The sequence below is a fragment of the Pseudomonas asgharzadehiana genome, from assembly GCF_019139815.1.
Classification (GTDB): Bacteria; Pseudomonadota; Gammaproteobacteria; order Pseudomonadales; family Pseudomonadaceae; genus Aquipseudomonas; species Aquipseudomonas asgharzadehiana.
In genome coordinates, this window is the sequence record NZ_CP077079.1 from 866528 (window position 1) to 890519 (window position 23992).

22 protein-coding genes are annotated in these 23992 nt (G+C 63.5%); 5 read left to right on the forward strand and 17 right to left on the reverse strand.

Translation table 11 applies throughout. From position 1 onward, the window contains the following. Window position 1 precedes the first annotated feature (1 nt). The 14 genes from urtE to KSS96_RS03905 form a co-directional block, all read right to left on the reverse strand. Entirely contained in the window at window positions 2-700 is a 699-nt protein-coding gene (gene urtE / locus KSS96_RS03840) for an urea ABC transporter ATP-binding subunit UrtE (RefSeq protein WP_017527907.1), read from the reverse strand. Between the two features lie 58 nt (window positions 701-758). Further along, window positions 759-1592 (reverse strand): urea ABC transporter ATP-binding protein UrtD, encoded by an 834-nt coding sequence (gene urtD / locus KSS96_RS03845; RefSeq protein WP_017527906.1) that lies wholly within the window; start codon window positions 1590-1592, stop codon window positions 759-761. Further along, window positions 1589-2656, reverse strand: a complete 1068-nt coding sequence (gene urtC, locus KSS96_RS03850; RefSeq protein ID WP_065879429.1) for an urea ABC transporter permease subunit UrtC — start codon at window positions 2654-2656, stop codon at window positions 1589-1591. The genes urtD and urtC overlap by 4 nt, the downstream gene beginning before the upstream one ends. Continuing rightward, the gene (gene urtB / locus KSS96_RS03855) at window positions 2656-4158 is read right to left on the reverse strand and encodes an urea ABC transporter permease subunit UrtB (RefSeq protein WP_135196320.1); all 1503 of its coding nucleotides are present in this window, start codon (window positions 4156-4158) and stop codon (window positions 2656-2658) included. Before urtB ends, urtC begins: the two co-directional genes overlap by 1 nt. Window positions 4159-4230: 72 nt before the next feature. Further along, on the reverse strand, window positions 4231-5496 hold the full coding sequence (urtA, locus tag KSS96_RS03860) for an urea ABC transporter substrate-binding protein (RefSeq protein WP_026067266.1): 1266 nt from the start codon (window positions 5494-5496) through the stop codon (window positions 4231-4233). Between the two features lie 205 nt (window positions 5497-5701). Beyond that, window positions 5702-7084 (reverse strand): PepSY-associated TM helix domain-containing protein, encoded by a 1383-nt coding sequence (locus KSS96_RS03865; protein ID WP_017527902.1) that lies wholly within the window; start codon window positions 7082-7084, stop codon window positions 5702-5704. A 116-nt stretch (window positions 7085-7200) separates the two neighbouring features. Next, complete coding sequence (locus KSS96_RS03870; RefSeq protein ID WP_065879426.1) at window positions 7201-9261, reverse strand: TonB-dependent copper receptor; 2061 nt, start codon at window positions 9259-9261, stop codon at window positions 7201-7203. Window positions 9262-9354: 93 nt separating this feature from the next. Then, on the reverse strand, window positions 9355-9753 hold the full coding sequence (locus KSS96_RS03875; protein ID WP_065879425.1) for a DUF2946 domain-containing protein: 399 nt from the start codon (window positions 9751-9753) through the stop codon (window positions 9355-9357). An 11-nt stretch (window positions 9754-9764) separates the two neighbouring features. Then, window positions 9765-10247, reverse strand: a complete 483-nt coding sequence (locus tag KSS96_RS03880) for a copper chaperone PCu(A)C (RefSeq protein WP_017527899.1) — start codon at window positions 10245-10247, stop codon at window positions 9765-9767. Window positions 10248-10294: 47 nt separating this feature from the next. Then, complete coding sequence (locus KSS96_RS03885; protein WP_017527898.1) at window positions 10295-10690, reverse strand: DUF2946 domain-containing protein; 396 nt, start codon at window positions 10688-10690, stop codon at window positions 10295-10297. A 97-nt stretch (window positions 10691-10787) separates the two neighbouring features. After that, entirely contained in the window at window positions 10788-11075 is a 288-nt protein-coding gene (locus KSS96_RS03890) for an addiction module antidote protein (protein WP_017527897.1), read from the reverse strand. A gap of 3 nt (window positions 11076-11078) precedes the next feature. Further along, on the reverse strand, window positions 11079-11381 hold the full coding sequence (locus KSS96_RS03895; protein ID WP_017527896.1) for a type II toxin-antitoxin system RelE/ParE family toxin: 303 nt from the start codon (window positions 11379-11381) through the stop codon (window positions 11079-11081). A 365-nt stretch (window positions 11382-11746) separates the two neighbouring features. Then, entirely contained in the window at window positions 11747-12466 is a 720-nt protein-coding gene (locus KSS96_RS03900) for a cobalt-precorrin-6A reductase (protein ID WP_217855743.1), read from the reverse strand. Beyond that, the gene (locus tag KSS96_RS03905) at window positions 12463-13668 is read right to left on the reverse strand and encodes a bifunctional cobalt-precorrin-7 (C(5))-methyltransferase/cobalt-precorrin-6B (C(15))-methyltransferase (RefSeq protein WP_065879421.1); all 1206 of its coding nucleotides are present in this window, start codon (window positions 13666-13668) and stop codon (window positions 12463-12465) included. The genes KSS96_RS03900 and KSS96_RS03905 overlap by 4 nt, the downstream gene beginning before the upstream one ends. Window positions 13669-13763: 95 nt before the next feature. On the opposite strand from KSS96_RS03905, the gene cobG reads away from it, so the two are divergent. From cobG to KSS96_RS03930, 5 genes are all read left to right on the forward strand, one after another. Further along, window positions 13764-15053 carry a precorrin-3B synthase gene (cobG, locus tag KSS96_RS03910; protein WP_223271431.1) on the forward strand — a complete coding sequence of 430 codons (1290 nt, stop codon included), beginning with the start codon at window positions 13764-13766 and terminating at the stop codon, window positions 15051-15053. Continuing rightward, window positions 15046-15672, forward strand: coding sequence for a precorrin-8X methylmutase (locus KSS96_RS03915; protein WP_017527892.1), 627 nt, complete (start codon window positions 15046-15048; stop codon window positions 15670-15672). Before cobG ends, KSS96_RS03915 begins: the two co-directional genes overlap by 8 nt. Next, window positions 15672-16403, forward strand: a complete 732-nt coding sequence (locus KSS96_RS03920) for a precorrin-2 C(20)-methyltransferase (protein ID WP_017527891.1) — start codon at window positions 15672-15674, stop codon at window positions 16401-16403. Before KSS96_RS03915 ends, KSS96_RS03920 begins: the two co-directional genes overlap by 1 nt. Further along, a complete protein-coding gene (gene cobJ, locus KSS96_RS03925) occupies window positions 16403-18040 on the forward strand; it encodes a precorrin-3B C(17)-methyltransferase (RefSeq protein WP_068936054.1) in 1638 nt (545 codons plus the stop codon). The genes KSS96_RS03920 and cobJ overlap by 1 nt, the downstream gene beginning before the upstream one ends. Before the next feature lie 224 nt (window positions 18041-18264). Continuing rightward, complete coding sequence (locus KSS96_RS03930; RefSeq protein ID WP_017527889.1) at window positions 18265-19041, forward strand: hypothetical protein; 777 nt, start codon at window positions 18265-18267, stop codon at window positions 19039-19041. Here the strand turns inward: KSS96_RS03930 and KSS96_RS03935 are convergent. From KSS96_RS03935 to purD, 3 genes are all read right to left on the reverse strand, one after another. Next, entirely contained in the window at window positions 19038-19634 is a 597-nt protein-coding gene (locus tag KSS96_RS03935; RefSeq protein WP_003171467.1) for a MarC family protein, read from the reverse strand. The genes KSS96_RS03930 and KSS96_RS03935 overlap by 4 nt on opposite strands. Before the next feature lie 154 nt (window positions 19635-19788). Further along, window positions 19789-22560 (reverse strand): hybrid sensor histidine kinase/response regulator, encoded by a 2772-nt coding sequence (locus tag KSS96_RS03940; protein ID WP_065879418.1) that lies wholly within the window; start codon window positions 22558-22560, stop codon window positions 19789-19791. A gap of 126 nt (window positions 22561-22686) precedes the next feature. Continuing rightward, window positions 22687-23979 carry a phosphoribosylamine--glycine ligase gene (purD, locus tag KSS96_RS03945; protein WP_065879417.1) on the reverse strand — a complete coding sequence of 431 codons (1293 nt, stop codon included), beginning with the start codon at window positions 23977-23979 and terminating at the stop codon, window positions 22687-22689. Between the last annotated feature and the right edge of the window lie 13 nt (window positions 23980-23992).

A 23992-nucleotide genomic window follows, 5' to 3' on the forward strand; every position in this document is an offset into this window, starting at 1 on the left:
ATTAGATCGTTACCAGGCCGCGCACACCGTCGCTTTGCATATTTTCGCCACGGCCCTGCTGCACGATTTCACCCCGCGACATCACCAGGTACTGGTCGGCCAGTTCGGCGGCGAAGTCATAGAACTGCTCCACCAACAGAATCGCCATGTCGCCGCGTGCCGCGAGCTGTTTGATCACTGCGCCGATCTCCTTGATCACCGACGGCTGGATGCCTTCGGTGGGTTCGTCGAGGATCAACAGGCGCGGGCGGCTGGCCAGGGCACGGCCGATGGCCAGCTGCTGTTGTTGCCCGCCGGACAAGTCACCGCCGCGCCGATGCTTCATCTGCAGCAGCACCGGGAACAGCTCGTAGATAAACGCCGGCACCTCTTTGGCCTCCGAGCCAGGGAAGCGCGACAGGCCCATCAGCAGGTTTTCTTCTACCGTCAGGCGCCCGAAAATCTCGCGACCCTGGGGCACGTAGGCGATCCCTGCATGCACGCGCTGGTGTGGCTTGAAACCGGTAATGGCGCGACCTTCCCAATTCACCGCGCCCTCTTTGGCCGGCAGCAACCCCATCAGGCACTTGAGCAGGGTGGTCTTGCCCACGCCGTTACGGCCGAGCAGGCAGGTCACTTCGCCGATCTTCACGTCAAACGACAGCCCGCGCAGGATGTGGCTACCGCCGTAGTACTGGTGCAATTTTTCGACTTGCAGCATACCCAAATTCTCCTCAAATCCTTTGTGGGAGGGGGCTGGCAAGCCCCCTTCCAGCAAGTCAGCGGCCGAGGTACACCTCGATCACCCGCTCGTTTTCCTGCACCTGTTCCAGCGACCCCTCGGCCAGCACGCTGCCCTGGTGCAACACCGTCACGTGGTCGGCAATCGAGCCGACAAAGCCCATGTCGTGTTCCACCACCATCAGCGAATGCTTGCCCGCCAGGCGTTTGAACAGCTCGGCGGTGAACTCGGTTTCGGCGTCGGTCATGCCCGCCACCGGTTCATCCAGCAGCAACAGCTGCGGGTCCTGCATCAACAGCATGCCGATTTCCAAAAACTGCTTCTGGCCGTGGGACAGCAGGCCGGCAGGGCGCTGTACCGATGCGGTGAGGCGAATGGTGTCGAGCACTTCTTCGATACGGTCTTTCTGTTCGCCGCTCAGGCGCGCGCGCAGGCTGGCCCACACCGACTTGTCGGTGTTCTGCGCCAGCTCCAGGTTTTCGAACACGCTGAGGGCTTCGAACACCGTGGGCTTCTGGAACTTGCGGCCGATGCCGGCCTGGGCGATCTGCACTTCACTCATGCCGGTGAGGTCCAGGGTTTCGCCGAACCAGGCGTTGCCGTGGCTGGGTCGGGTCTTGCCGGTGATCACGTCCATCAGCGTGGTCTTGCCCGCGCCGTTGGGGCCGATGATGCAGCGCAGTTCGCCGACGCCGATGTACAGGTTGAGGTCGTTGAGCGCCTTGAAACCATCGAAGCTGACGCTGATGTCTTCCAGGGTCAGGATCGTGCCATGGCGCGTGTTGAGGCCCTTGCCTGCAGCCTGGCCGATGCCGATCGCATCACGGCCGCTGCCTGCATCGAAAATAGGTTCAAGCATGACGTTCCTCATTTCTTCAGCAGGCCGATAACGCCCTTGGGCAGGTACAGGGTGACGATGATGAACAACGCCCCGAGGAAGAACAGCCAGTATTCCGGGAAGGCCACGGTGAACCAGCTCTTCATGCCATTGACCACCCCGGCGCCGAGCAAGGGGCCGATCAGCGTGCCGCGCCCGCCCAGGGCCACCCACACGGCGGCTTCGATGGAGTTGGTCGGCGACATTTCGCTGGGGTTGATGATGCCCACCTGCGGCACATACAAAGCCCCGGCCAAGCCGCACAACACGGCGCTCAACACCCACACGAACAGCTTGAAACCACGCGGGTCGTAGCCGCAGAACATCAGGCGGTTCTCGGCATCGCGCAGGGCAGTCAGCACGCGGCCGAACTTGCTTTGCGCCAGGCGCCAGCCGATATACAGGCTCGCCACCAGCAGCAGCACCGTGGCGGTAAACAGCACGGCGCGCGTACCCGGCTCGGTGATGCCAAAGCCCAGAATGCTGCGAAAGTTGGTAAAGCCGTTATTGCCGCCAAACCCGGTCTCGTTGCGAAAGAACAGCAGCATCCCGGCAAAGGTCAGGGCCTGGGTCATGATCGAGAAATACACGCCCTTGATCCGCGAGCGGAAGGCGAAGAAGCCGAACACCAACGCCAGCAACCCCGGCGCCAATACCACCAGGCACAGGGCCCACAGGAAGTGGTCGGTGCCGGCCCAATACCAAGGCAGTTCGGTCCACGATAAAAACGTCATGAACGCCGGTAACTCACTGCCGGCGGCCTGGCGCATCAGGTACATGCCCATCGCATAACCGCCCAGGGCAAAAAACAGCCCGTGGCCCAGGGACAGCATCCCGGCATAACCCCACACCAGGTCCAGGGCCAGCGCGACGATGGCGTAGCAGAGGATCTTGCCCACCAGCGTCAGGGTGTACGCCGACACGTGCAGCGGGTTTTGCGGCGACAGCAGCGAGCACAACGGCAACGCCAGCAGCAGGATCAGCACGATCACACCGACGGCAATCGTCGCCTTGGGGCCGGCCTTTTGTGCGGCCGTAAGCATCAATGGCTGGTTCATCAGTCGATCACCCGTCCTTTCAGTGCGAAGAGTCCCTGCGGGCGTTTCTGGATAAACAGAATGATCAGCGCGAGGATCAGGATCTTGCCGAGCACGGCTCCGATCTGCGGCTCAAGAATTTTGTTGGCGATGCCCAACCCGAAGGCCGCCGTGACACTGCCGGCCAGTTGGCCGACACCGCCGAGCACCACCACCAGGAACGAGTCGATGATGTAGCTCTGGCCAAGGTCCGGCCCGACGTTGCCGATCTGGCTCAGCGCCACGCCGCCCAGGCCGGCGATGCCGGAGCCGAGGCCAAAGGCGAGCATGTCCACGCGCCCGGTGGGCACGCCGCAGCAGGCGGCCATGTTGCGGTTCTGGGTGACCGCGCGCACGTTCAGGCCCAGGCGAGTCTTATTCAGCAGCAGCCACGTGAGTACCACCACAAACAACGCAAAGGCGATGATCACGATGCGGTTGTACGGCAGCACCAGGTTGGGCAGCACCTGGATGCCACCGGACAACCATTGCGGGTTGGCCACCTCGACGTTCTGCGCGCCGAACACCAGGCGCACCAGTTGGATCAGCATCAGGCTGATGCCCCAGGTGGCCAGCAGGGTTTCCAGGGGGCGGCCGTACAAATGGCGGATCACCGTGCGTTCCAGCGCCATACCGATGGCGGCGGTGACAAAGAACGCCACCGGCAGCGCGATCAACGGGTAGAACTCGATGGCCGCGGGCACGTAGCGCTGCATCAGCAACTGCACCACATAGGTCGAGTAGGCGCCGAGCATCAGCATTTCGCCGTGGGCCATGTTGATCACGCCAAGCAGGCCGAAGGTGATCGCCAGCCCCAGCGCCGCCAGCAACAGGATCGAACCCAGGGACATGCCGCTGAACGCCTGGCCGAGGATCTCGCCCATCATCAGTTTGCGTTTGACCTGGGCCAGGCTGGTTTCGGCGGCGGTGTGCACGCCGGCATCGGTTTCGACGCCGGGCGCGAGCAGGGCTTCCAGGCGCGTGCGGGCCAGCGGGTCGCCGGTGCTGCCAAGCAAACGCACGGCGGCCAGGCGCACCACCGGGTCGGGGTCGACCAATTGCAGGTTGGCCAGCGCCAGGCTCAGCGCGGTGTGCACGCCTTCATCGGTTTCGGCGGCGACGCGCTGGTCGAGGAATTTGAGCTGCGCCGGTTGTGCGCTTTTTTGCAGGGTTTGCGCGGCGGTCAAACGGACCTTGGGATCGGCGGCGAGCAGTTGCTGGCTGGCTTGTACGTTATCGATCAGGGCGCGCAGGCGGTTGTTCAGGCGCACGGTTTTGGTTTCGCCATTGAGCGTGAGCTGGCCTTGCTCCAGGGCGTCCACCAGCTCAATGCGCGCTGGGTCGGGGTTGGCGGCCCAATCCTGGAGGAGTTTGGCTTGCTGCGCCGGGTTGGCGGCGAGGAAGTCTTCGGCGTCGCTTGCGTGTACCGCCAAAGGCAGTAACAGCAGCAGTGCCAGGAAATAGCGATGGAGGGCAGCGGGCATAAACAAATGTCCTAGTCGTGCCGGACAGTGTGGGAAGAGGATCGCCCCCTCCCACATTTGGCCTGGGGGGCTTTAGTTGCTCTTCACCGCATAGTCCGGCTTTTTGTCATTGCCAGGGATGTACGGGCTCCACGGCTGCGCGCGGATCGGCTCCTGGGTCTGCCACACCACCGAGAACTGCCCGTCGGCCTGGATCTCGCCGATCATCACCGGCTTGTGCAGGTGGTGGTTGGTCTTGTCCATGGTCAGGGTGAAGCCCGACGGTGCGGCGAAGGTCTGGCCGGCCAGCGCTTCACGCACTTTGTCGACGTCGGTGGACTTGGCTTTCTCGGCCGCCTGCGCCCACATGTGGATGCCCACGTAGGTGGCTTCCATCGGGTCGTTGGTCACGGCTTTGTCGGCGCCCGGCAGGTTGTGTTTCTTGGCGTAGGCCTTCCAGTCGGCGACGAACTTTTTGTTCACCGGGTTCTCCACCGACTGGAAGTAGTTCCAGGCGGCGAGGTTGCCTACCAGCGGCTTGGTGTCGATGCCGCGCAGTTCTTCTTCGCCGACGGAGAAGGCCACCACCGGCACGTCGGTGGCCTTCAAGCCTTGGTTGGCCAGTTCTTTGTAGAACGGCACGTTGGAGTCGCCGTTCACGGTGGAAATCACCGCGGTCTTGCCGCCGGCGGAGAATTTTTTGATGTTGGCGACGATGGTCTGGTAATCGGCGTGGCCGAACGGGGTGTAGACCTCTTCGATGTCTTTATCCGCCACGCCTTTGGAATGCAGGAACGAACGCAGGATCTTGTTGGTGGTGCGCGGGTACACGTAGTCGGTGCCCAACAGGAAGAAACGCTTGGCGCCGCCGCCTTCTTCGCTCATCAGGTATTCCACCGCCGGGATCGCCTGCTGGTTCGGCGCCGCGCCGGTGTAGAACACGTTCGGCGACATCTCTTCGCCTTCGTATTGCACCGGGTAGAACAACAGGCCGTTGAGTTCTTCGAACACCGGCAACACGGATTTGCGCGACACCGAGGTCCAGCAGCCGAACACCACGGCGACTTTATCCTGGGTCAGCAACTGCCGGCCTTTTTCGGCGAACAGCGGCCAGTTGGACGCAGGGTCGACGACTACGGGCTCGAGCATTTTTCCGTTCACGCCACCCTTGGCATTGATTTCATCGATGGTCATCAACGCCATGTCTTTAAGCGACGTTTCGGAGATGGCCATGGTGCCGGACAGCGAGTGCAGGATGCCGACCTTGATGGTCTCGGCGGCCTGGATAGTCCAGGTCATGCCCATGGCGGCAATGGATGCCGACAAAGTGAAAGCCTTGATCAAGCTGCGACGCTTCATGGTGCGATCTCCGAGTGCCTGAGTGTTGTTGTGGGTCAGATACTGGAGTGATTGCAAAGGCTGTGCCCGCTCGGGCCAGCCCTTGAATCCGGTGCTGCGCACCGCGATGAGCGCCAGACCCTGCACCGATTCGGCGCCTGGATCCGGCGATGGTGCGCAGCGGGCACCGCGCTGGTGCGTTAGCGAGCGATTGGCGTTGCCTGGCTTATGCCTGATCGGTGGCGGGCGCGCGCTGGCCGAAAAAGCGCGCCAACACCAGGCGATCCAACGCCCACACCGCGATCAGCGAGGCGCCCACCAGCGGGAAAACAATCGCCAGGCCGAGCATGATCAGCATCGCGGTTTTCCACTTGGGCAGGTCATGGCGCAACGGCGGAACGCCCAGGCCGCCCTGGGGCCTGCGCTTCCACCAGATCACCACGCCGCTGACGGCGCTGAGCAGAATCATCAGGCAGATCAATAGCACGATCAGTTGGTTGACCCAGCCGAACATCTTGCCCTCGTGCAGCATCACGCCGGTTTCGGTGGCGCGGGCGACAAGGTTGTAGTGCGCCCAACGCACATCGGCCAGGACCTTGCCGGTGTACTGGTCCACATGCAGGGTGGCATCAAAGCGCGGGTCGTCGGCGAACACGGCGATGGTGAACACGCCTTCGGCGGTGGTGGGGAAGGTGATGCTGTAGCCGGGCTCGACTTTGTGCGCGGTGGCCAGGTCCACTACTTGTTGCAGTCGCAGGGTGGGGGCGGCGGGAGCGGAATGCATGGCGCCGTGGTTCATGTGCTCGGCGTGGTCGCCGGACATCGGCATCGGCGTGTTTTCCATGGCCCAGGGCACGGTCTGTTGCGTCGCGGTGTTGAGCACCCGCGCTTGCTGGTCGGACTGCGGCACGTTGTTCCACATGGCGGCTGGAAAGCGGTTCCACAGGTCGGCGTATTGCTTGCCCCACAAGCCGGTCCAGGTCATGCCGCTGAGCAGCATCACCAGCAAAAACGCAGCGCCCCAGAAGCCCGCGACCGCATGCATATCGCGCCAGAACACTCGGCCACGACTGTTAATGCGCGGCCACAATACCCCGGCCGACGACTTGCCGCGCGGCCACCACAGGTACAGGCCGGACACGACGAGCATCACGCCCCAGCCGGCGGCGAGTTCCACCAGGCGGTCGCCGGTGGTGCCGATCATCAGCTCGCCGTGCAGGGCTCGGGCGATGGCTTGCAGGTTGTATTTTGCGTCCTGTTCGCCGAGCACCGTGCCGCGATAGGGGTCGACGAATACGGTGATTTCCCGGCCGCCGTTGTGCATCACGAACTGCGCGCTGCGGGTGGCGTCCACCGGGGGCAGGTACTTGCTGATTGCGCCCTGAGGGTAGGCGGCCTTGGCGCGTTGCAGTTGTTCGTCGGCGCTCAATGTGTGTTCGGCGGCGGGGACGGTCAGCAGGTGGCCGTACATCAACGGGTCGAGTTGGGGTTTGAACAGGTAGATGATGCCGGTGATTGCCAGCAGCACCATGAAGGGGGCGACGAAGAGCCCGGCGTAGAAGTGCCAGCGCCAGGCCAGGTTGTAGAAGGAGATTTTTTGCTTGTTCATCATCGGGCTCCGCAAGGCTTTGAGTTTTTTGTGTCAGGTACACCGTCATCGGGGGCAAGCCCCCTCCCGCATTTGGGAGGTATTCCAATGTGGGAGCTGGCTTGCCGGCGATGCGTTTAGAAGCTCATGTCCACCTTGGTCCAAAGGGTTCGGCCGGGCTCCTTGATGGCCTGCGGATCGCTGGCCGGGTAGCCGAACCCGGCGTTGCCCGCTAGGTTCAGGTGCTCGGCATAGGCTTTGCCGAACAGGTTGTCGACGCCGGTGCTGACCTTGAAGTGTTTATTGAGGCGGTACGCGGCGTTCAGCGAAAACACGCCAAAGCCGCCGCTCTTGTCGTAGTCCTTGCCGACCACATTGCCCTTGTTCGGGTCGATGCGGTGTTGCGCGGCGACCACCCGCCAGAGGGCGCCGGCGCTCCAGTCGTCTTCGCTGTAGGTGAGGCCCAGGCGTGTGTCCAGCGGCGGCATTTGCGGCAGGGGCTTGCCGTCGCTGCTGTTCTTGCCCCAGGCGTAGGCGAGGCTGGCGTCGGCTTTCCAGTGGCGCGTCAGCTTGTATGCCGCGCCCAGTTCGCCGCCCATGATGCGCGCGTCGACATTGCGCGCCTGGGAGGTGGTGCCCATCCTGCCGGCCCGGTAGTCGAACAGGATGAAGTCACGCACCTGGCCCACATAGCCCGAGGCCCAGGCTTCGAGGTCGGCGGCTTTGTATTGCGCGCCGAAGTCGAGTTGGGTGGTTTTCTCCGGTTTCACCCCGTCGAAGGCATTCACTGAGCCTGCCGCGCCGGTGTTGGGGGAGAACAGTTCCCAGTAGTCCGGGAACCGTTCGGCGTGGCCCAGGCCGGCGTAGAGCGTGGTGGGGGTGTCGGCCAGGTCGTGCTCGTAACGCATGAAGCCCGAGGGCAGGGTGTCTGCGCGGCTATTGTCGGCGGTCGGGTTTGGGCGGGTGCTCATGCCGGAGCCGAGGGTTTGGCGAAAATCCTTGGCCGAGGCGCGGTCCAGGCGCGCGCCGCTGATCAGGCGGTCGCGGTCGGCGGCGTACCAGGTCAGTTCACCGAACACGCCGTAGTTGTGGAAGTTGGCGTCCTTGGTGCGCGGCAGGTCTTTGTAGGTGTCGATGCCCATGCTGCTGCGTGCGCGGTGTTCATTGGTCTGTGCATCCAGGCCGCTGATCAACTGCAGATCGGCCCAGCGCCAGGTGGCTTTGACCCGCGCGCCGAGGGTGCGACGGTCAACGTTGGAGGCCATGGGCCCGGCCATCATCCCGGTGCCCGAGGGCGTGCGCAGGCTGTAGTTGTCCATCACGTGGTCGGCGTAGTTGTAGTAGACCTGGGCCTCGACCTTGTCCAGCACCTCGCCGATATTCGATTTTTCGAAGCGCAGGCCCAGGCTTTCGCGCAGGAACTGCGAGCCGTCCATGCCGCGCCCGGCGTAGCGTGCTTCGCCATCGCCACGGCCGGCGGTGAGTTCCAGCAGGGTGTCGGCGTCGGGGGTAAAACCCACGGCCACGTCGCCGTTCCATTTGTCGTAGCGTGAGGCGACGGTGTCGTGGTTGCCGTCCTTGTAATCGTCGGCGTGTGCCTGGTTGCCGATCACCCGTACGTAGCCCCGCGGCCCGCCGGCGGCGGCGTCGATGACCTTGTCGAAACGCCCGTTGGAACCGGCCAGCACACTGGCATTGAGCCGCGTGCCCAGCTCGCCGAAGTGTTCCGGCTCGCGCTCGAACAAAATGGTGCCGGCCGAAGCGCCTGGGCCCCAGAGCACGGTTTGCGGGCCCTTGATCACGGTTAGGGTGTCGTAGGTTTCCGGCGAAATGTACGAGGTGGGCGCATCCATGCGGCCGGGGCAGGCGCCGAGCATCATGCTGCCGTTGGTGAGGATGTTCAGGCGCGAGCCGAACATGCCGCGCAGCACCGGGTCGCCATTGGTGCCGCCGTTGCGCACCAGGGCGAAGCCGGGGATGGTCTTGAGGTAGTCGCCGCCATCGCTGGCGGGCACCGGTTGGCGCGGGTCTTTCGGGTCGGTGACCACGGTCAGCGGCGAGCTGGGTGCGATCGCGGTGATCACGGTGGGGCTCAGCTCATGCTCGTCGGCCTGAACCTGTGGCGCCAGGAATGCGCCGCATAAAATGGCGAGCGCAGTGGTACTTCCCAATCGGGTGTCAGCAGAAAACCTGGACATGACAAATTCCATCAATCATTCGTAAACAACACGGCCAGCAGCCTGCGGCTGTCTGTCTAAAGTCGGCCGGGGTGAAGTAACGGTGTCAGACGTTTACGAAACGACGGGCGGCGCACGGCTGCGGGCGCCGGGGAAGATGCTCTGCCGGGCATGGCCCAGGCGCGTGGCGGGGGTGAGGGCATTGGCCGGCGGCGGGGGACCGAGGGCCACGCATGACACGCTGCCGGGCAGGGCGGGGCAACTGAACAGCAGGTCGCAATAACCGCACTTGGCCCAGAGTGCGTGGTGTTCGCTGGGGGCTTTGGGATGATGGGATTCGCCGTGGTCGCCCGGCATCTCCATGGGCATTGCCATAGACATACCGGCGTGATGGTCCATCGGCATCGCTTGGGAAATCAGCGGGCCGATAAAGATCATCAACATGGCAAACAGGCAGACCCAACTGCCGCGCTTCACGCGGTGTGGAGAGAGCCTGGCGCGAGGGGCGCCCATCGAGTGTTGGCCTATTGAGCGTGCTTATGCCCGTGGTTGGCCATCGGCGGCACTTTTTGTACCGAGACTTGCACCTCGACCTTGCCGGCTTTTTCGAAGGTCAGGGTCAACGGAAATTGCTTGCCATCGGCCAACAGGCTGCGGTCTTTGAGGCCCAGCAGCATCACGTGATAAGCCATGGGCGCGAAGGTCAGTTCGCCCTTGGCCGGCACGGCCACGCTGGGCACTTGCTGCATCTTCATTAAATCGCCCTGCATCACATGCTCATGCAATTCGGCTTTCTGCGCCAAGGGCGTCTGAGCACTGAGCAGGCGATCCGGGGTGGCGCCGGTGTTATGAATGACAAAGTACGCCGCAACCGTCGGCGCGTTCGGCGGCAATTCCTGGGACCAGGGGTCGCTGACCAGCAGGTCGCCGGCCTTGTAGTCTTCGGCGTTGGCGGCACTGAACACCGGCAGCAGCAACGCGGCCAGAAGCAGGGAAGATTTAAGCATGGCAGTTCTCCAGAACGGTTCTAAACGCAGTTCACTTGCGAAGAAGCTCAGACCGTTGGAGAGGCGCGGGGGTTGAGGCTCGGCCATTGCTGGCGCGGGGTTGGGGTTTGCAACGAGGGGGGTGGCAGGCTCTGTACCGCGTCGAACCGCGTGACGTACAACTGCGACGCATGCCCCGGCAACGCCACCAAGGGCGCCCCGCCGGAGCAACACCAGCAATGCTGCATGGTGGAATGATCGTCCTGCTGCGGCGCCGGGATTTGCAGCTTGCCCAGGGCAATCGTCTTCAGGCTGGCGCCATTGGAAGAACAGAACCCGCCCCACATCAGCCGCTTGACCGGGTCATCCGTCTGCTGCATCGCACTGGCCATCGGCATGGCAAACGCATTGAACAGCACTGCAAGGCAGGCGATCCAGGCAATTGCAAAGCGTTGACGGGCCATGGCGGACAATCCGTAGGGTTAAAGGAGCAGGCGGGTATTTAGCCTGATCGGTGGGGAGAAGTAAAAAGGGACGGTGTGGTTTGGTGTCGCAGTGCCATCAGATAGCGGTGGCGCGAAGTCTCAGGCCTAACGCCTTCATGACCTTCATGATAGTCGCGAACTCAGGATTGCCAGTGCTGGAGAGGGCTTTGTATAGACTTTCCCGTCCGAGACCTGCGTCGCGGGCGATTTGGGTCATGCCTTGGGCGCGGGCGATGTTGTTGAGCGCTGAACGAATCAGCAGCCCGTCACCGGCGTCCTCCTCGAAAGAAGCTTCCAGATACCCCGCAATGTCCTGAGGGCTCGTCAGGTGTTCGGCTATGTCGAAATCGTTAAATTGAGTCATGGGTCACTCCTTTCTCTCAAATTCATCGGCAATTGCTTTAGCGCGCTCAATGTCGCGTTTTTGCGTTGATTTATCGCCACCTGTCAGCAATAGGTAAACCACCTCACCTACACGCTTGAAGTACACACGGTATCCAGGGCCATAGTGGATGCGCATTTCGGATATGCCATTTCCGACGTTTTCGCAGTCTCCAAAATTACCCATTCTTGCGTTATCCAATCTTGTTAGTACGCGTCCATGGGCGGGTTGACTGCGCAACGAATAAAGCCATTCCTGAAACTCATCAGACCTCTTGAAGTGAATCATCTCGGATCGTATTCCTTGGGATACACATTGGCAAGTTGCGATGCGCTGCAAAAAGCAGGCATCCCCATCGCGGACGCTGATGCAAAACCGCGAGCGGGGAGGTTAGGGCGAGGGCTTTTGGCTGAGCCAGCCAGCTTGTTCAGAAGTGTTTGTAGGGGATTCGACTTTCGGTGGTGAGGCCCGAGAGTTGGCTGTTCGGTTGGTTCCGAGAGGAATTACTCGGCGTTGCGCAGACCGCAGCAGTAGCTGGATGACGCAGTTTTAAATGTGGGGGCTTGCTCCCGATGGCGGTGTGAAGTCAGTCAATCAGTGGCTGACACGCCGCCATCGGGAGCAAGCCCCCTCCCACAATGGATCGGTGGTGTTTAAAGAAGGGTGATTGCCTGTAAGGCCGCCGACACGGTGGCGAACTCCCGGTCCACGGTCGCCAACACCGGTCGCTTCAGCACCAGCACCGGCACCCCTCGTTCCCGCGCCACTTCCAGCTTGGGCTCGGTGGCGGTGCTGCCGCTGTTCTTGCTGATCAGCACATCAATTGCGCGTCGCTCGAATAACTCGCGCTCGTCCTCGATCAGAAACGGTCCACGTGCGCCTATCACTTCACAGCGCTCATTTCCCGGGTATACCTCCAGCGCCCGTAACGTCCAGAACTGCCCGGGGGGAATTTCGTCGAGGTGCTGCAACGGCTCGCGCCCCAAGGTGAACAGCGGCCGGTTGAACGGTTTCAAGGCCTGGATCAGCCCGGCCCAGTCACTGACCTCACGCCAATCATCGCCTACCTGCGGTTGCCACGCTGGGCGCCGCAGTGCCCAGCAGGGCACGCCACTCAACTGTGCAGCCTCGGCGGCATTGCGGCTGATCTGCGCTGCATACGGATGGGTCGCGTCGAGGATCAGGCTAATGCCCTCATCACGAACGAACTGCGCCAACCCCTCGGCGCCGCCATAACCGCCGACACGCACCTGGCAGGTAAGGTCGGTCGGCACGCGACCGACACCGGCCAGGCTGTAGAGATGTTCCGGGCCCAGCGTGCGGGCAATGGCCAGCGCTTCAGTCACGCCGCCCAGCAGCAGAATCCGTTTCATAGCGGCTTGACCACGTCCAGCAGGGTGATCGGCAGCGCCTGGCGCCAGGTATCAAACTCCCCCAACGGCTGCGCCTGGGCCACGTGGATGCGGGTCAGTTCGCCGCCGTGCTCCGCGCGCCAGTTCATCAAGGTCATTTCGCTTTGCAGGGTCACGGCGTTGGCGACCAACCGCCCGCCGGGGCGCAGGTGGTGCCAGCAGGTGTCGAGTACGCCGTCGCGGGTGACGCCGCCACCGATGAAGATCGCGTCGGGTACCGGCAGGCCCTGCAATGCGTCCGGGGCTTTACCGCGCACCAGATGCAGGCCGGGCACACCGAGGGCGTCACGGTTGTGTTCGATCAGGCCTTGGCGACCTTCGTCGGCTTCAATCGCCAGCGCTCGGCAACTGGGGTGCGTGCGCATCCACTCGATACCGATGGAGCCGCTGCCCGCGCCCACGTCCCACAGCAGTTCGCCGGGCATCGGCGCGAGGCGGGCGAGGGTCATGGCGCGCACATCGCGCTTGGTCAGTTGGCCGTCGTGTTTGAAGGCCGCGTCCGGCAGGCCCGCCAGGCGTGACAACGGTGGTGTGTCGGCAGAGGCGATGCACTCGATGGCGACCAGGTTCAGATCGGCAGTGCTGAGGTGTTGCCAGCTTGCGGCCAGTCCATCGAGGCGCCGCTCGTGCGCGCCGCCCACCTGTTCAAACACCGTCAATCGGCTGGGCCCGAACCCTGCCTCGGTCAATAACGCCGCCATCAACGCAGGGCTGCCACCGTCATTGCTCAGCACTAACAAGCGCACGCCGCTGGCCAGGTGCGCATTGATTGCCGCAAAGGGCCGGGCCACCACGGATAACGTCACCACGTCCTGCAACGGCCAGCCCAAACGCGCGGCTGCCAGGGAAACCGACGACGGTGCCGGTAAAATCAGCAACTCTTCAGCCGCGATCTGCCGCGCCAGACTGGCCCCCACGCCATAGAACATCGGATCTCCGCTGGCCAGCACGCACACCGGTTCGCCACGTTTTGCCAGCACCGGTTCCAGGGAAAACGGGCTCGGCCACAGCTGGCGCTCGCCACGAATGCACACGGGCAACAGGTCCAACTGGCGCTGAGCACCTATAATCCGCGTGGCGCGCAACAGGGCATGCCGGGCATTCCTGCCCAGCCCCTTGAAGCCGTCTTCACCGATGCCTACAACCGTCAGCCAGGGCGACATATCCATTCCTTGAGCGACATCCGACGGGCAGGCTTTTCATGCCGCCGGACAAAGCAGGCATAATACCGCGCCTTTACCCGTGAACCGGTAGCTCCGTGAACCCAACGCCCGCTCTGAATACCTTGCGCCCCTCGGCTTGTCCGGGGTTGCTGCGTATCGTCCAGGCCTTGGACGGCGGCATTTGCCGGATCAAGTTGGCCGGTGGTTCGATCAGCGCCGCCCAGGCCAACGCCGTGGCGGACGCGGCCCAGGCCTATGCCGGTGGGGTGATCGAGGCAACCAACCGCGCCAACCTGCAGATCCGCGGGATCGGCGCCGAGCAGGATGCCTTGATCGCGAGGCTGCTCGCCGCTGGCCTTGGCCCGAACAACGCCGCTGGTGACGATGTACGCAACCTGATGCTCAGCCCCAGCGCCGGTATCGACCCGCAGATGCTGTTCGACACCCGCCCCCTGGCTGGGCAGATCCTTGCCACGCTGGAAAATAATCCGCGTTTTCACGGGTTGTCGGCCAAGTTCGCCGTGCAACTGGATGGCGGCGAGGCCCTGGCGATGCTCGAACATCATCATGACCTGTGGTTGTCGGCATTCGTGCGCGATGGCCAGACGTTGCTCGCGTTTGGCCTGGCGGGTTGCCCGGGCCTGGATGCGCCGCTGGCCGCCGTGCGATTGGACCAGGGGCACGCACTGGTGGTGGCCGTCCTCGAAGCGTTCCTTGCCCTCGCGGCCCCAGAGCAAACCCGCATGCGCCATTTGCCTGTGGATAACGTACTGAGCCACCTGAGCCTGCCTCTGCTGCCGGCAAGCGGTTTCAATCGCCCGGCCAGTGGCGCTTTGTTACACCTTGGGACTTATCCACAGCCTCAACAGAATCAGTTTTATGTCGCCGCTGTCGCGCCCTTGGGCCGCCTCGATTCAACGATGCTCAAGGGCGCCGCACAGCTTGCCGGCGATTACGGGGACGGCACTTTGCGCTTCACCCCTTGGCAGGGCGTGCTGCTGCCCAATGTCGAAAAACCTTACGCCGTGACCGAGCGCCTGGCACAGCTGGGCTTCCTTTGCTCGGCCGACCAGCCCCTGGCGCGCCTGGTCGCCTGCACCGGCTCCAGCGGTTGCGGCAAAGCCTTGGCCGACACCAAGGCCGATGCCATGCAACTGGCCGCGCAGGCACCCGGCGCCGAGGCGCATCTGTCCGGCTGCCCACGTTCCTGCGCCGCCGCGCACACCGCGCCGGTCACCTTGCTGGCAGTGAGCCCTGGCCACTACGACCTCTATTTTCGCGATGCAGCCCAGCCAGGTTTTGGCCGGCTGCACGCGCGCACTCTTTCCATTGAAGCGGCGGGCGCCCTGTTACGCGCTCGTCCACGGAGCAACACCGATGATTGATTACATCCGCGACGGTCAGGAGATCTATCGCAACTCCTTCGCCATTATTCGCGCGGAAGCCAGGTTGGAGCGTATCCCGGCCGACCTGGAAAAACTCGCGGTGCGGGTGATTCATGCGTGCGGCATGGTGGATGCCATCGACGGCCTGCAATTCTCCGCCGGTGCCGGCAAGGCCGGGCGCGACGCGCTGGCCGCCGGCGCGCCGATCTTGTGTGATGCGCGGATGGTTTCCGAGGGCGTGACCCGTGCGCGCCTGCCGGCCAATAACCCGGTGATCTGCACCCTGCGCGACGACAGCGTGCCTGAGTTGGCGCGGGAGTTGGGCAACACCCGTTCCGCTGCCGCCCTGGAGCTGTGGCGCCCGCATTTGGCAGGCAGCGTGGTGGTGATCGGCAATGCGCCGACCGCCTTGTTCTACTTGCTGGAAATGCTCGACGCCGGCGCGCCGAAACCGGCGTTGATCCTTGGCTTCCCGGTGGGTTTCGTCGGTGCTGCCGAATCCAAGGCGATGCTGGCGGCTGATAGCCGTGGCGTGCCGTTCGTGATCATGCAGGGCCGGCTGGGCGGCAGCGCCATGGCCGCCGCCGCGGTCAATGCACTCGCCACGGAGGTCGAATAATGCCCGTGCGCGGACGTTTGATCGGCCTGGGCGTAGGCCCCGGCGACCCGGAACTGATCACCCTCAAGGCCCTGCGCCTGCTGCGTGAATCGCCGGTGGTGGCGTACTTCGTGGCCAAGGGCAAGAAGGGCAATGCATTCGGCATCATCGAGGATCACCTGGTGCCGCAACAGACCCTGATGCCGCTGGTGTACCCGGTGACGACCGAGGCATTGCCGGCGCCGCTGTCGTACGAGCAAGTGATCAGCGATTTCTACGATACCGCCAGCGTCAATGTGGCTGCGCACCTGGATGCCGGGCGCGATGTGGCGGTGATCTGCGAAGGCGATCCATTCTTCTACGGCTCCTACATGTACCTGCACGACCGCTTGGCCGAACGTTACGACGCGCAGGTCATCCCCGGCGTGTGTTCGATGCTCGGTGGCGCCTCTGTGCTGGGCGCGCCGCTGGTGTATCGCAACCAGAGCCTGTCGGTGCTGTCGGGCGTGCTGCCCCATGACGACCTCAAGCGCCGCCTGGCGGATGCCGATGCCGCCGTGATCATGAAACTGGGTCGCAACTTCCCCAAGGTGCGCCAGGTACTGGAAGAACTCGGCCTGGCCGAGCGCGCGTTGTATGTGGAGCGCGCCACCATGGCTAACCAAAAGATCGTGCCGCTGGATCAGGTGGAGCCGATGTCGTCGCCGTATTTCTCGCTGATCATCGTGCCCGGTGAGCGGTGGCAAGGGTGATGACGCCAGCGATTGTCATACTGGGCCAGGGCAGCCTGGCCACGGCGCGCAGGATCCAGCAGCTGTACCCCGGCGCCTTGATCCATGGGCTGGCGGGGCGGGTTGAGGGCGCCGACCAGGCCTACGACGAATTCGGCGCCACCCTGCGCCGGCTGTATCAACACGGCACGCCGCTGATTGCGCTGTGCGCCGCCGGCATCGTGATCCGCACCCTGGCGCCGCTGCTGCTGGAAAAAGGTGACGAGCCCGCCGTGCTCGCCGTGGCCGAAGACGGCAGCGCCGTGGTGCCGCTGCTCGGTGGCCTGGGCGGGGTTAACGTGATGGCGCGGCACATCGGCGCCGCGCTGAATGTCGCCGCGGCGATCACCACCAGTGGCGAGTTGCGTTTCGGCACCTGCCTGCTCAACCCGCCCGCGGGTTATGAGCTGGCGGACCTGGAACTGGGCAAGCGCTTCGTCAGCGACTTGCTGGGCGGCGAAAGCGTACGTATCGAAGGCGCCGCGCCGTGGTTGGATCAAGCGCATCTGCCCCAGGACCCGCAAGCGCGTTTGGCGATCCATGTGAGCAGCGCCGAGCGCGTGCCCGTCGCCAACGAATTGTTGATCTACCCCAAGAATGTAAGCGTGACCTGCAAACCGGGCGCGCGATTGGCCGAGCGTGTGCGTGCTGCGTTGCATGACGCGGGCATTGCCGTGCAATCGCTGGCGTGCCTGCTCGCCAGCGATACGCAGATGGCCGAGGCGACGCTGCATGAAGCGGCCTCGGCATTGGCTGTGCCGCTGCGTTTCGCCAGCGTCAGCCAAGACGCCGACATCGTGATTCACGTTGCCGAGCAACCCCTGGACCTGTTCCAGGTAGGGCGTGCGCGTGGCCGTCTTGCCGTGATCGGCCTGGGCCCTGGCGCGGCCGAGTTGATGGTGCCGGCGGTCAAGGCTGAACTGGCCCGTTGCACCGACGTGCTGGGCTATGAAACCTACGTGCGCATGGCGGGGCCGTTCCGTGACGACCAGGTGCAGCACTGCACCGATAACCGTGAAGAAATGCAGCGTGCGCGCCACGCCTTCGAACTGGCCGCCCAAGGCCGTTCGGTGGTGGTGGTGTCGTCCGGTGACCCTGGCGTATTCGCCATGGCCGCTGCCGTGATCGAAGCGTTGCACGAGTCCGGCGACCCGGCCTGGCATCAGGTCGACCTGGAGATCCTGCCGGGCGTCTCGGCTTCGCTGGCCACCGCCGCCCAGGCAGGTGCGCCGCTGGGGCATGACTTCTGTGTGATGTCGCTGTCGGACAACCTCAAGCCCTGGTCGATCATCGAAAAACGCTTGGACCTTGCCTCCCAGGCCGACCTGGCCCTGGCGTTCTACAACCCGATCTCGCGGTCGCGGCCCTGGCAGTTGGGGCGCGCCCTGGAAATCGTCGCGCTGCACCGCACCCCGCAAACGCCGGTGGTGCTGGGCCGTGATGTCGGGCGCCCAGGCCAGACCTTGCGTGTCACCACGCTGGGGCAACTGACGCCGGAGCAGGTGGACATGCGCACCATGGTGCTGATCGGCTCGTCCACCACCTGCACATTCCCCAGGGCCGGTGGTGGTGAATGGGTCTATACGCCGCGTTGGTACGGCGAAAAACCCGTCGCCTGACGCTGCACGAAAGCTCCGATTGACGCTGGGTAACCACCTGCCGTTATTCGGAGCTTTTTCTTTTTTTATCGAGGAAAACCGCAAGGGCGACGGCTGCCCCCTACGATTGCTGGGCGGCGTTTTCCGGCGCGCTCGCGCAAGCGATGTTTGTGGCCTGGAAAGTCCACCGGGCGCTGGACTAGTGTGCGAGCAAGCCCCATGTGGGGCGCTTGTGGAGAACGAAAATGGAGCGACATCACAAAAGGATCAACAGTACAAAGCGGCGCAAGTTGATTGCCGCCTACACGCTGCCCGGCGCGCGAGGCCAGCAGGTCGTTGCTGAGCCGGTCGACGACGACAGCAATGCAGCGGTGGTCAACAACGGCGTGATTTCATTTGCCGAGGGGCTGTCGGGGATTAACCGCGAGTACATTCGCAAAAGCTACCTGCTGGCCAGCAGCTACGTCAGCGATGTGTTGAACATCCAGCGCGGCGGCCAAGCCTGGTATGACGAATTTATCAAGGTGATGATCAGCCTGGGCTGGCTGCCGGTGCGCAGCCGGTTCGAGCGCGTCTCAAGCACCAGCAAAGGCCTGACGGTGCAACTGGCGGCGCTGAACATCATCGCCACGTTATGGGCCTCGACATCGCTGGCCGGGCCGCTGCTGGCCGCGCTGCCGAAGCTGGCCGCTGATGCGTTGGAGGCCTTGAAGCGCCAGCCGGCGTCTTTCGAACTGTTCAAACGCAACAGCACGGTGCACCAGGGCGGTGATTTTGGCTTGGCGTCCTGTGCCGAAACAGACGGGGAATTGATGATGGTGCTGGTGACCTACAGCACCCAGGGAGTGAGCAAACAGGTGGGGCTGCCGTTCCTTGAGTGGGACAGTTCCTCGTTCGAGGCCTTCAGCGGGCAGACCTGCCTGGTGCTCAATACCTCGGTGGTCAACGAAAAAACCATCCGGCTGATGCGCGAGAGCGCGGGCGACAAGGTGCAATTGGCGATCGCCAAGTACCGCATCTAAGGCACCAGATAACCGCGCACGCCGGTGAAGATGATTTGCGCGGCGAGGGCGCACACGAACAGGCCCATCAGCCGGCTGACAATCTGTAAACCCTGGTCACCGAGGATGCGTTCGATACGGTTGGACAGATACAGCACCACGCCGACCGTGAGGCTGGCCAGGGCGATGCTGAGGATGGCGGTGAGTTTGTCATCCCAGTGCGGCTGGCTGACGCCCATCACCAGCAAGGCGCCGATGGTACCGGGGCCGACGGTGAGGGGGATGGTGAGCGGCACGATGGTCACGTCTTGCTGCACGTTGTCGGTCTGCACCGCCGACTTGCCCTGGGCCATGCCCAGGGCAGAGATGAACAACACACTGCCGGCGCCGATGCGGAAGGCATCCACGGTGATGCCGAACACACTGAAAATGACGCGGCCGAACAGGTAGAGCAGCACGCTCGACACCAGGGTCGCCAGCGCCACTTTCCAGGCCAGGCGCCGCCGTTCTTTGCTGGAATAGCCACGGGTCAGGCTGATAAAGCAGGACAGCACGAAGAACGGGCTGTAGAGCACCAGCATCTTCAGGTAAACGCTGAATAACACGTGGAGCATAAGGGCGGCTCGCGGCAGGAGAAGTGTTGGGAGTCTATCAGGCGACACAGATCAAATGTGGGAGGGGGCTTGCTCCCGATAGCGGTATATCAATCCCTAAGTGGTCGGCTGACAGACCGCCATCGGGGCAAGCTCCCTCCCACTGTATTTGCGGTCAGGAGGGTTCGTGCTCGGGGCGTTGTTGGCGCTGCGCCACCCAGAACGCCACCAGTTCGCGCAATTGCGACAACTCCACCGGCTTGGCCATGTGCCCGTCCATGCCGGCCTGGCGCGCGCGTTCCTTATGTTCCGAAAGGATATGCGCCGTGAGCGCCACCACCGGCGTGCGAATGCGTTGATGGCTGACTTCCCAGGCGCGCAATTGCTGGGTGGCCGAGAAGCCATCGAGGATTGGCATTTCACAGTCCATCAACACCAGGTCATAGCGCTGGGCTTTCATTGCCTCCAATGCTTCTTCGCCGTTGCTGGCGGTGTCCGGGTTGAGGTTGAGCTTGCCGAGCATGCCGCGAATCACTTTGGTGGAGATGCTGTTGTCCTCGGCCACCAGGATCTTGAAATCGCTGGGCACGGCCACCTCCGCCGGCGGGCTGAGGACCGCGCGGGGCGGCACGCCGCCTTTGCTGCGTTGGGTCAGTTCATCGGCCAGGGTCGTCTTGAGGGTGTAACCGGCCACCGGCTTGGCGAGGATGCGCTTGATCCCGCTGTTACGCGCGATGATCTTGCTCGGCGCATTGCTGATGCCCGTGAGCATGATCAGCAGGATGTCGTGGTTCAGGCTTGGGTCTTCCTTGATTTTTGCCGCCAGTTGCATGCCGGTCATGCCGGGCATGTTCTGGTCCAGCAGCACCACGTCGAAGTAGTCACGCAGGTGCGCCTTGGTGCGCAGCAAGGCCAGGGCTTCTTTGCCCGAAGGTACCGCGCTGACGTTCAGGCCCCAGGCCGTGCATTGCTGCACCAGCACTTTGCGGCAGGTGTCGTTGTCGTCCACCACCAGTACGCGCGCATCCCTGAGCGGGCCGTCGAGGTCGGAGGTCGGGTGCTCCAGGCGTTCCGGGTCAAGCGGCAGGGTCAGCCACAGGGTGCTGCCCTGATGGCTGCCGCTCTTGATGCCGAACTCACCGTTCATCAACAGGATCAGTTGACGCGCGATGACCAGGCCCAGGTGCCCGCTCAAGCGGGTGGCCGAGAGGAAGTTCTTGCTGTGCAGTTCGCTGTGCAGCAGTGCCTCGCGCTCGGCGGGTTCCATCGGCAGGCCGCTGTCTTGCACGGCAATGCGCAGGCGCGGCTTGGTGCTGCGGTCGTCCAGGGCGACGACGATGAGGACTTCGCCTTCATCGGTTTTTTGCAGGGCGTTTTCCAGCAGGCTCAACAGCGCCTGGCGCAGGCGGGTCGGGTCGCCGCTGATGACGCGCGGCACCTGGGGCTGGATAAAGCTGATCAACTCGACGTTCTGTTGTTCGGCCTTGGCGCGGAAGATGCTCAGGCAGTCGTCGATCAGCGCGTTGAGGTCGAACTGCACGTCGTCCAGCTCGATCTGCCCGGATTCGAGTTTGGAGATGTCGAGGATTTCGTTGATCAGGGTAAGGAGTTCGTTGCCGGCGCTGTGGATGGTCTGCACGTAGTCGCGCTGCTTTACCGACAGCGGGGTGCCCAGCAGCAGTTCGGTCATGCCCAGCACGCCGTTCATGGGGGTGCGGATTTCGTGGCTGATCTTGGCCAGGAACTCGGCCTTTGCGGCGATTTCGGCGTTGCTCGCGGCGAGGTCGCGGCTGAGGCTGAAGCGCGCTTCCACGAGGGCGCGCTGGCGTTCACCCAGGGCCAGGCTCATCAACAGGCCGCTGAGGCAGATAAACGCGAGGAGCGTGACGATCAGCCCCTGTGGCGACACCATCGTAAGGCCCAGCAACGCCGGGAGGATGATCAGCGTGCCGATGTTGAACACCACCATGCCCGCCACGAACAAACGCGCCGGGCCATAGCCTCTCTGCCAGTGATACGCCGAGACAAACAGCATGCTCAGGCCTGCCAGGGCCACCAGCGCATAGGTGATGATGTTCAGCGGCAGGGTGCTGACAAACAACAGCAGCAGGCCGCACAGCACGATAAACAGGATATCGGCCATCAACAGCTTGTTCAGCGGGTGCGGGCCCAGGGGCATGAAGAAGCGGTAGGCGAACATCAGCCCGCACGGCGCGGTCAGCAGCAGCGCCAGGTACGCGCCTGGGGTCTGGATAGCGTGCCAGTTCGGCAGCCATGGGCCCGTTAGGTTGAGCAGCAGCGCCAGGCTGAGCATCAACAGTATTTCGCACGCCGCCAGCCACAGGCTGCTGCGCGAGCGGTGGTAAGCAAAGCGTGAAAGGTTGTGCAGGATCAGCATCAACAGGCAACCGAAGAGCAGGCCGTAGACCAGCGTCTGGGTCTGGTCGGCGGCGGCCAGTACGGCCGGCTCCAGGGTGATATAGGGGCGCAGCTCATGTTCCGAGACCAGGCGCAGGTAGACCTCAAGCGGCTTCTGGCTCTGGGGCATCGGTAGCATGAAGTCGCTGCTGGGTAACGGGCGTTCCGTCTGGGGCTGGCGGGTGCCGGTGTTCTGTTGCTCGATCAGGGTGTCGCCGTCCAGCACGTAGAGGCTCAGGTAGGACAGGTCCGGGGCGAATACCCGCAGCACTTGCTCGTGCTTGCCGGGTTGCAGCTTGAAACGTACCCACAACGCACCGTCCGGTTGCGCGGCGGTAATGCGGTCCAGTTCGATGGGGCTGAATTGGTTGGTGTAGCGCGAGGAACGAATGTCGCTCAGTTGCAGGTCGGCCTGTTCATCAAGCAATACTGCCCAGCCACTGCCTTGCGCGGCGGCCTGGGCCGGGAACAAGCAGAGCAGCGTCAGCAGACTGACAGTGAAACCTATGGCGATCCTGAGCCAGCGCACGGCGAAATCCCTTCGTAGGTTGATGCACGGGTTAACTATGCGCGGGGTGGCCGGTGTACGGCAAGGGCCAGAGGCCCTTGCCTGACCGAACGGATAGCTAGTGACGAGGCTTGCGACGTCTGCGCCTTAGTGCGTTTCGCCACGTTCACGGGCAATGGCGCGGTAACCGATGTCGGTGCGGTAGAAGCAGCCTTTCCAATCGATTTTTGCGGCCAGTTTGTACGCCTGTTGTTGCGCGGCGTCGACACTGGCGCCCATGGCGGTAGCGCACAGCACACGGCCACCGGCGGTTACCACCTTGCCATCCTTGAGCGCGGTGCCCGCATGGAACACTTTGCCTTCCAGCGTAGCCGCCGCATCCAGGCCTTCAATCACATCGCCCTTGGCGTAGTCGGCAGGGTAACCGCCGGCCGCCAGTACGATGCCGACACTCGGGCGTGGGTCCCACTGGGCTTCGACCTTGTCCAGGGCCTGGGCCAGGGCGGCTTCCACCAGTAATACCAGGCTCGATTGCAGGCGCAGCATCACCGGTTGGGTTTCCGGGTCGCCGAAGCGGCAGTTGAACTCGATGACCTTCGGGTTGCCGGCCTTGTCGATCATCAGGCCGGCATAGAGGAAACCGGTGTACACATTGCCTTCGTCGGCCATGCCGCGCACGGTTGGCCAGATCACCAGGTCCATGACGCGCTGGTGCACTTCGCGGGTGACCACCGGGGCAGGGGAGTAGGCACCCATGCCGCCGGTGTTGGGGCCGCTGTCGCCGTTGCCGACGCGCTTGTGGTCCTGGCTGGTGGCCATCGGCAATACGTTCTTGCCGTCGACCATCACGATGAAGCTGGCTTCTTCGCCGTCGAGGAACTCCTCGATCACCACGCGCGAGCCTGCGTCGCCAAAGGCATTGCCGGCGAGCATGTCACGCACGGCGTCTTCGGCTTCCTGCAAGGTCATCGCCACGATCACGCCTTTACCGGCGGCCAGGCCATCGGCCTTGATCACGATCGGTGCGCCTTTCTCACGCAGGTAAGCCAGGGCCGGCTCGATCTCGGTGAAGTTCTGGTAGTCGGCGGTCGGGATCTTGTGGCGCGCCAGGAAGTCCTTGGTGAACGCCTTGGAACCTTCCAGCTGCGCGGCGCCGGCGGTTGGGCCGAAGCAATCCAGGCCGCGGCTGCGGAACAGGTCGACCACGCCGGCCACCAACGGTACTTCCGGACCGACGATGGTCAGGGAGACGTTTTGCTCGGCGAAATCGGCGAGTTGCTCAAGCGCCAGCACGTCGATAGCGACGTTTTCGCACTTGGCTTCAATGGCGGTGCCGGCGTTGCCGGGCGCGACGAAAACTTTCTGGACGCGGGGGTCCTGGGCAACTTTCCAGGCCAGGGCGTGTTCACGGCCACCGCTGCCAATGATCAAAACATTCATTTCAAAACCTCAA

Excerpts from the sequence above, each read along its gene's own strand:
- KSS96_RS03870 (WP_065879426.1), bottom strand. The coding sequence starts at position 9,261 with ATGTCCAGGTTTTCTGCTGACACCCGATTGGGAAGTACCACTGCGCTC.
- purD (WP_065879417.1), bottom strand. The coding sequence starts at position 23,979 with ATGAATGTTTTGATCATTGGCAGCGGTGGCCGTGAACACGCCCTGGCC.
- KSS96_RS03865 (WP_017527902.1), bottom strand. The coding sequence starts at position 7,084 with ATGAACAAGCAAAAAATCTCCTTCTACAACCTGGCCTGGCGCTGGCAC.
- KSS96_RS03935 (WP_003171467.1), bottom strand. The coding sequence starts at position 19,634 with ATGCTCCACGTGTTATTCAGCGTTTACCTGAAGATGCTGGTGCTCTAC.
- KSS96_RS03915 (WP_017527892.1), top strand. The coding sequence starts at position 15,046 with ATGATTGATTACATCCGCGACGGTCAGGAGATCTATCGCAACTCCTTC.
- KSS96_RS03885 (WP_017527898.1), bottom strand. The coding sequence starts at position 10,690 with ATGGCCCGTCAACGCTTTGCAATTGCCTGGATCGCCTGCCTTGCAGTG.
- KSS96_RS03900 (WP_217855743.1), bottom strand. The coding sequence starts at position 12,466 with ATGAAACGGATTCTGCTGCTGGGCGGCGTGACTGAAGCGCTGGCCATT.
- urtB (WP_135196320.1), bottom strand. The coding sequence starts at position 4,158 with ATGCCCGCTGCCCTCCATCGCTATTTCCTGGCACTGCTGCTGTTACTG.
- KSS96_RS03920 (WP_017527891.1), top strand. The coding sequence starts at position 15,672 with ATGCCCGTGCGCGGACGTTTGATCGGCCTGGGCGTAGGCCCCGGCGAC.
- KSS96_RS03890 (WP_017527897.1), bottom strand. The coding sequence starts at position 11,075 with ATGACTCAATTTAACGATTTCGACATAGCCGAACACCTGACGAGCCCT.
- urtC (WP_065879429.1), bottom strand. The coding sequence starts at position 2,656 with ATGAACCAGCCATTGATGCTTACGGCCGCACAAAAGGCCGGCCCCAAG.
- KSS96_RS03875 (WP_065879425.1), bottom strand. The coding sequence starts at position 9,753 with ATGGGCGCCCCTCGCGCCAGGCTCTCTCCACACCGCGTGAAGCGCGGC.
- cobJ (WP_068936054.1), top strand. The coding sequence starts at position 16,403 with ATGACGCCAGCGATTGTCATACTGGGCCAGGGCAGCCTGGCCACGGCG.
- KSS96_RS03895 (WP_017527896.1), bottom strand. The coding sequence starts at position 11,381 with ATGATTCACTTCAAGAGGTCTGATGAGTTTCAGGAATGGCTTTATTCG.
- KSS96_RS03905 (WP_065879421.1), bottom strand. The coding sequence starts at position 13,668 with ATGTCGCCCTGGCTGACGGTTGTAGGCATCGGTGAAGACGGCTTCAAG.
- KSS96_RS03880 (WP_017527899.1), bottom strand. The coding sequence starts at position 10,247 with ATGCTTAAATCTTCCCTGCTTCTGGCCGCGTTGCTGCTGCCGGTGTTC.
- urtA (WP_026067266.1), bottom strand. The coding sequence starts at position 5,496 with ATGAAGCGTCGCAGCTTGATCAAGGCTTTCACTTTGTCGGCATCCATT.
- KSS96_RS03930 (WP_017527889.1), top strand. The coding sequence starts at position 18,265 with ATGGAGCGACATCACAAAAGGATCAACAGTACAAAGCGGCGCAAGTTG.
- urtE (WP_017527907.1), bottom strand. The coding sequence starts at position 700 with ATGCTGCAAGTCGAAAAATTGCACCAGTACTACGGCGGTAGCCACATC.
- urtD (WP_017527906.1), bottom strand. The coding sequence starts at position 1,592 with ATGAGGAACGTCATGCTTGAACCTATTTTCGATGCAGGCAGCGGCCGT.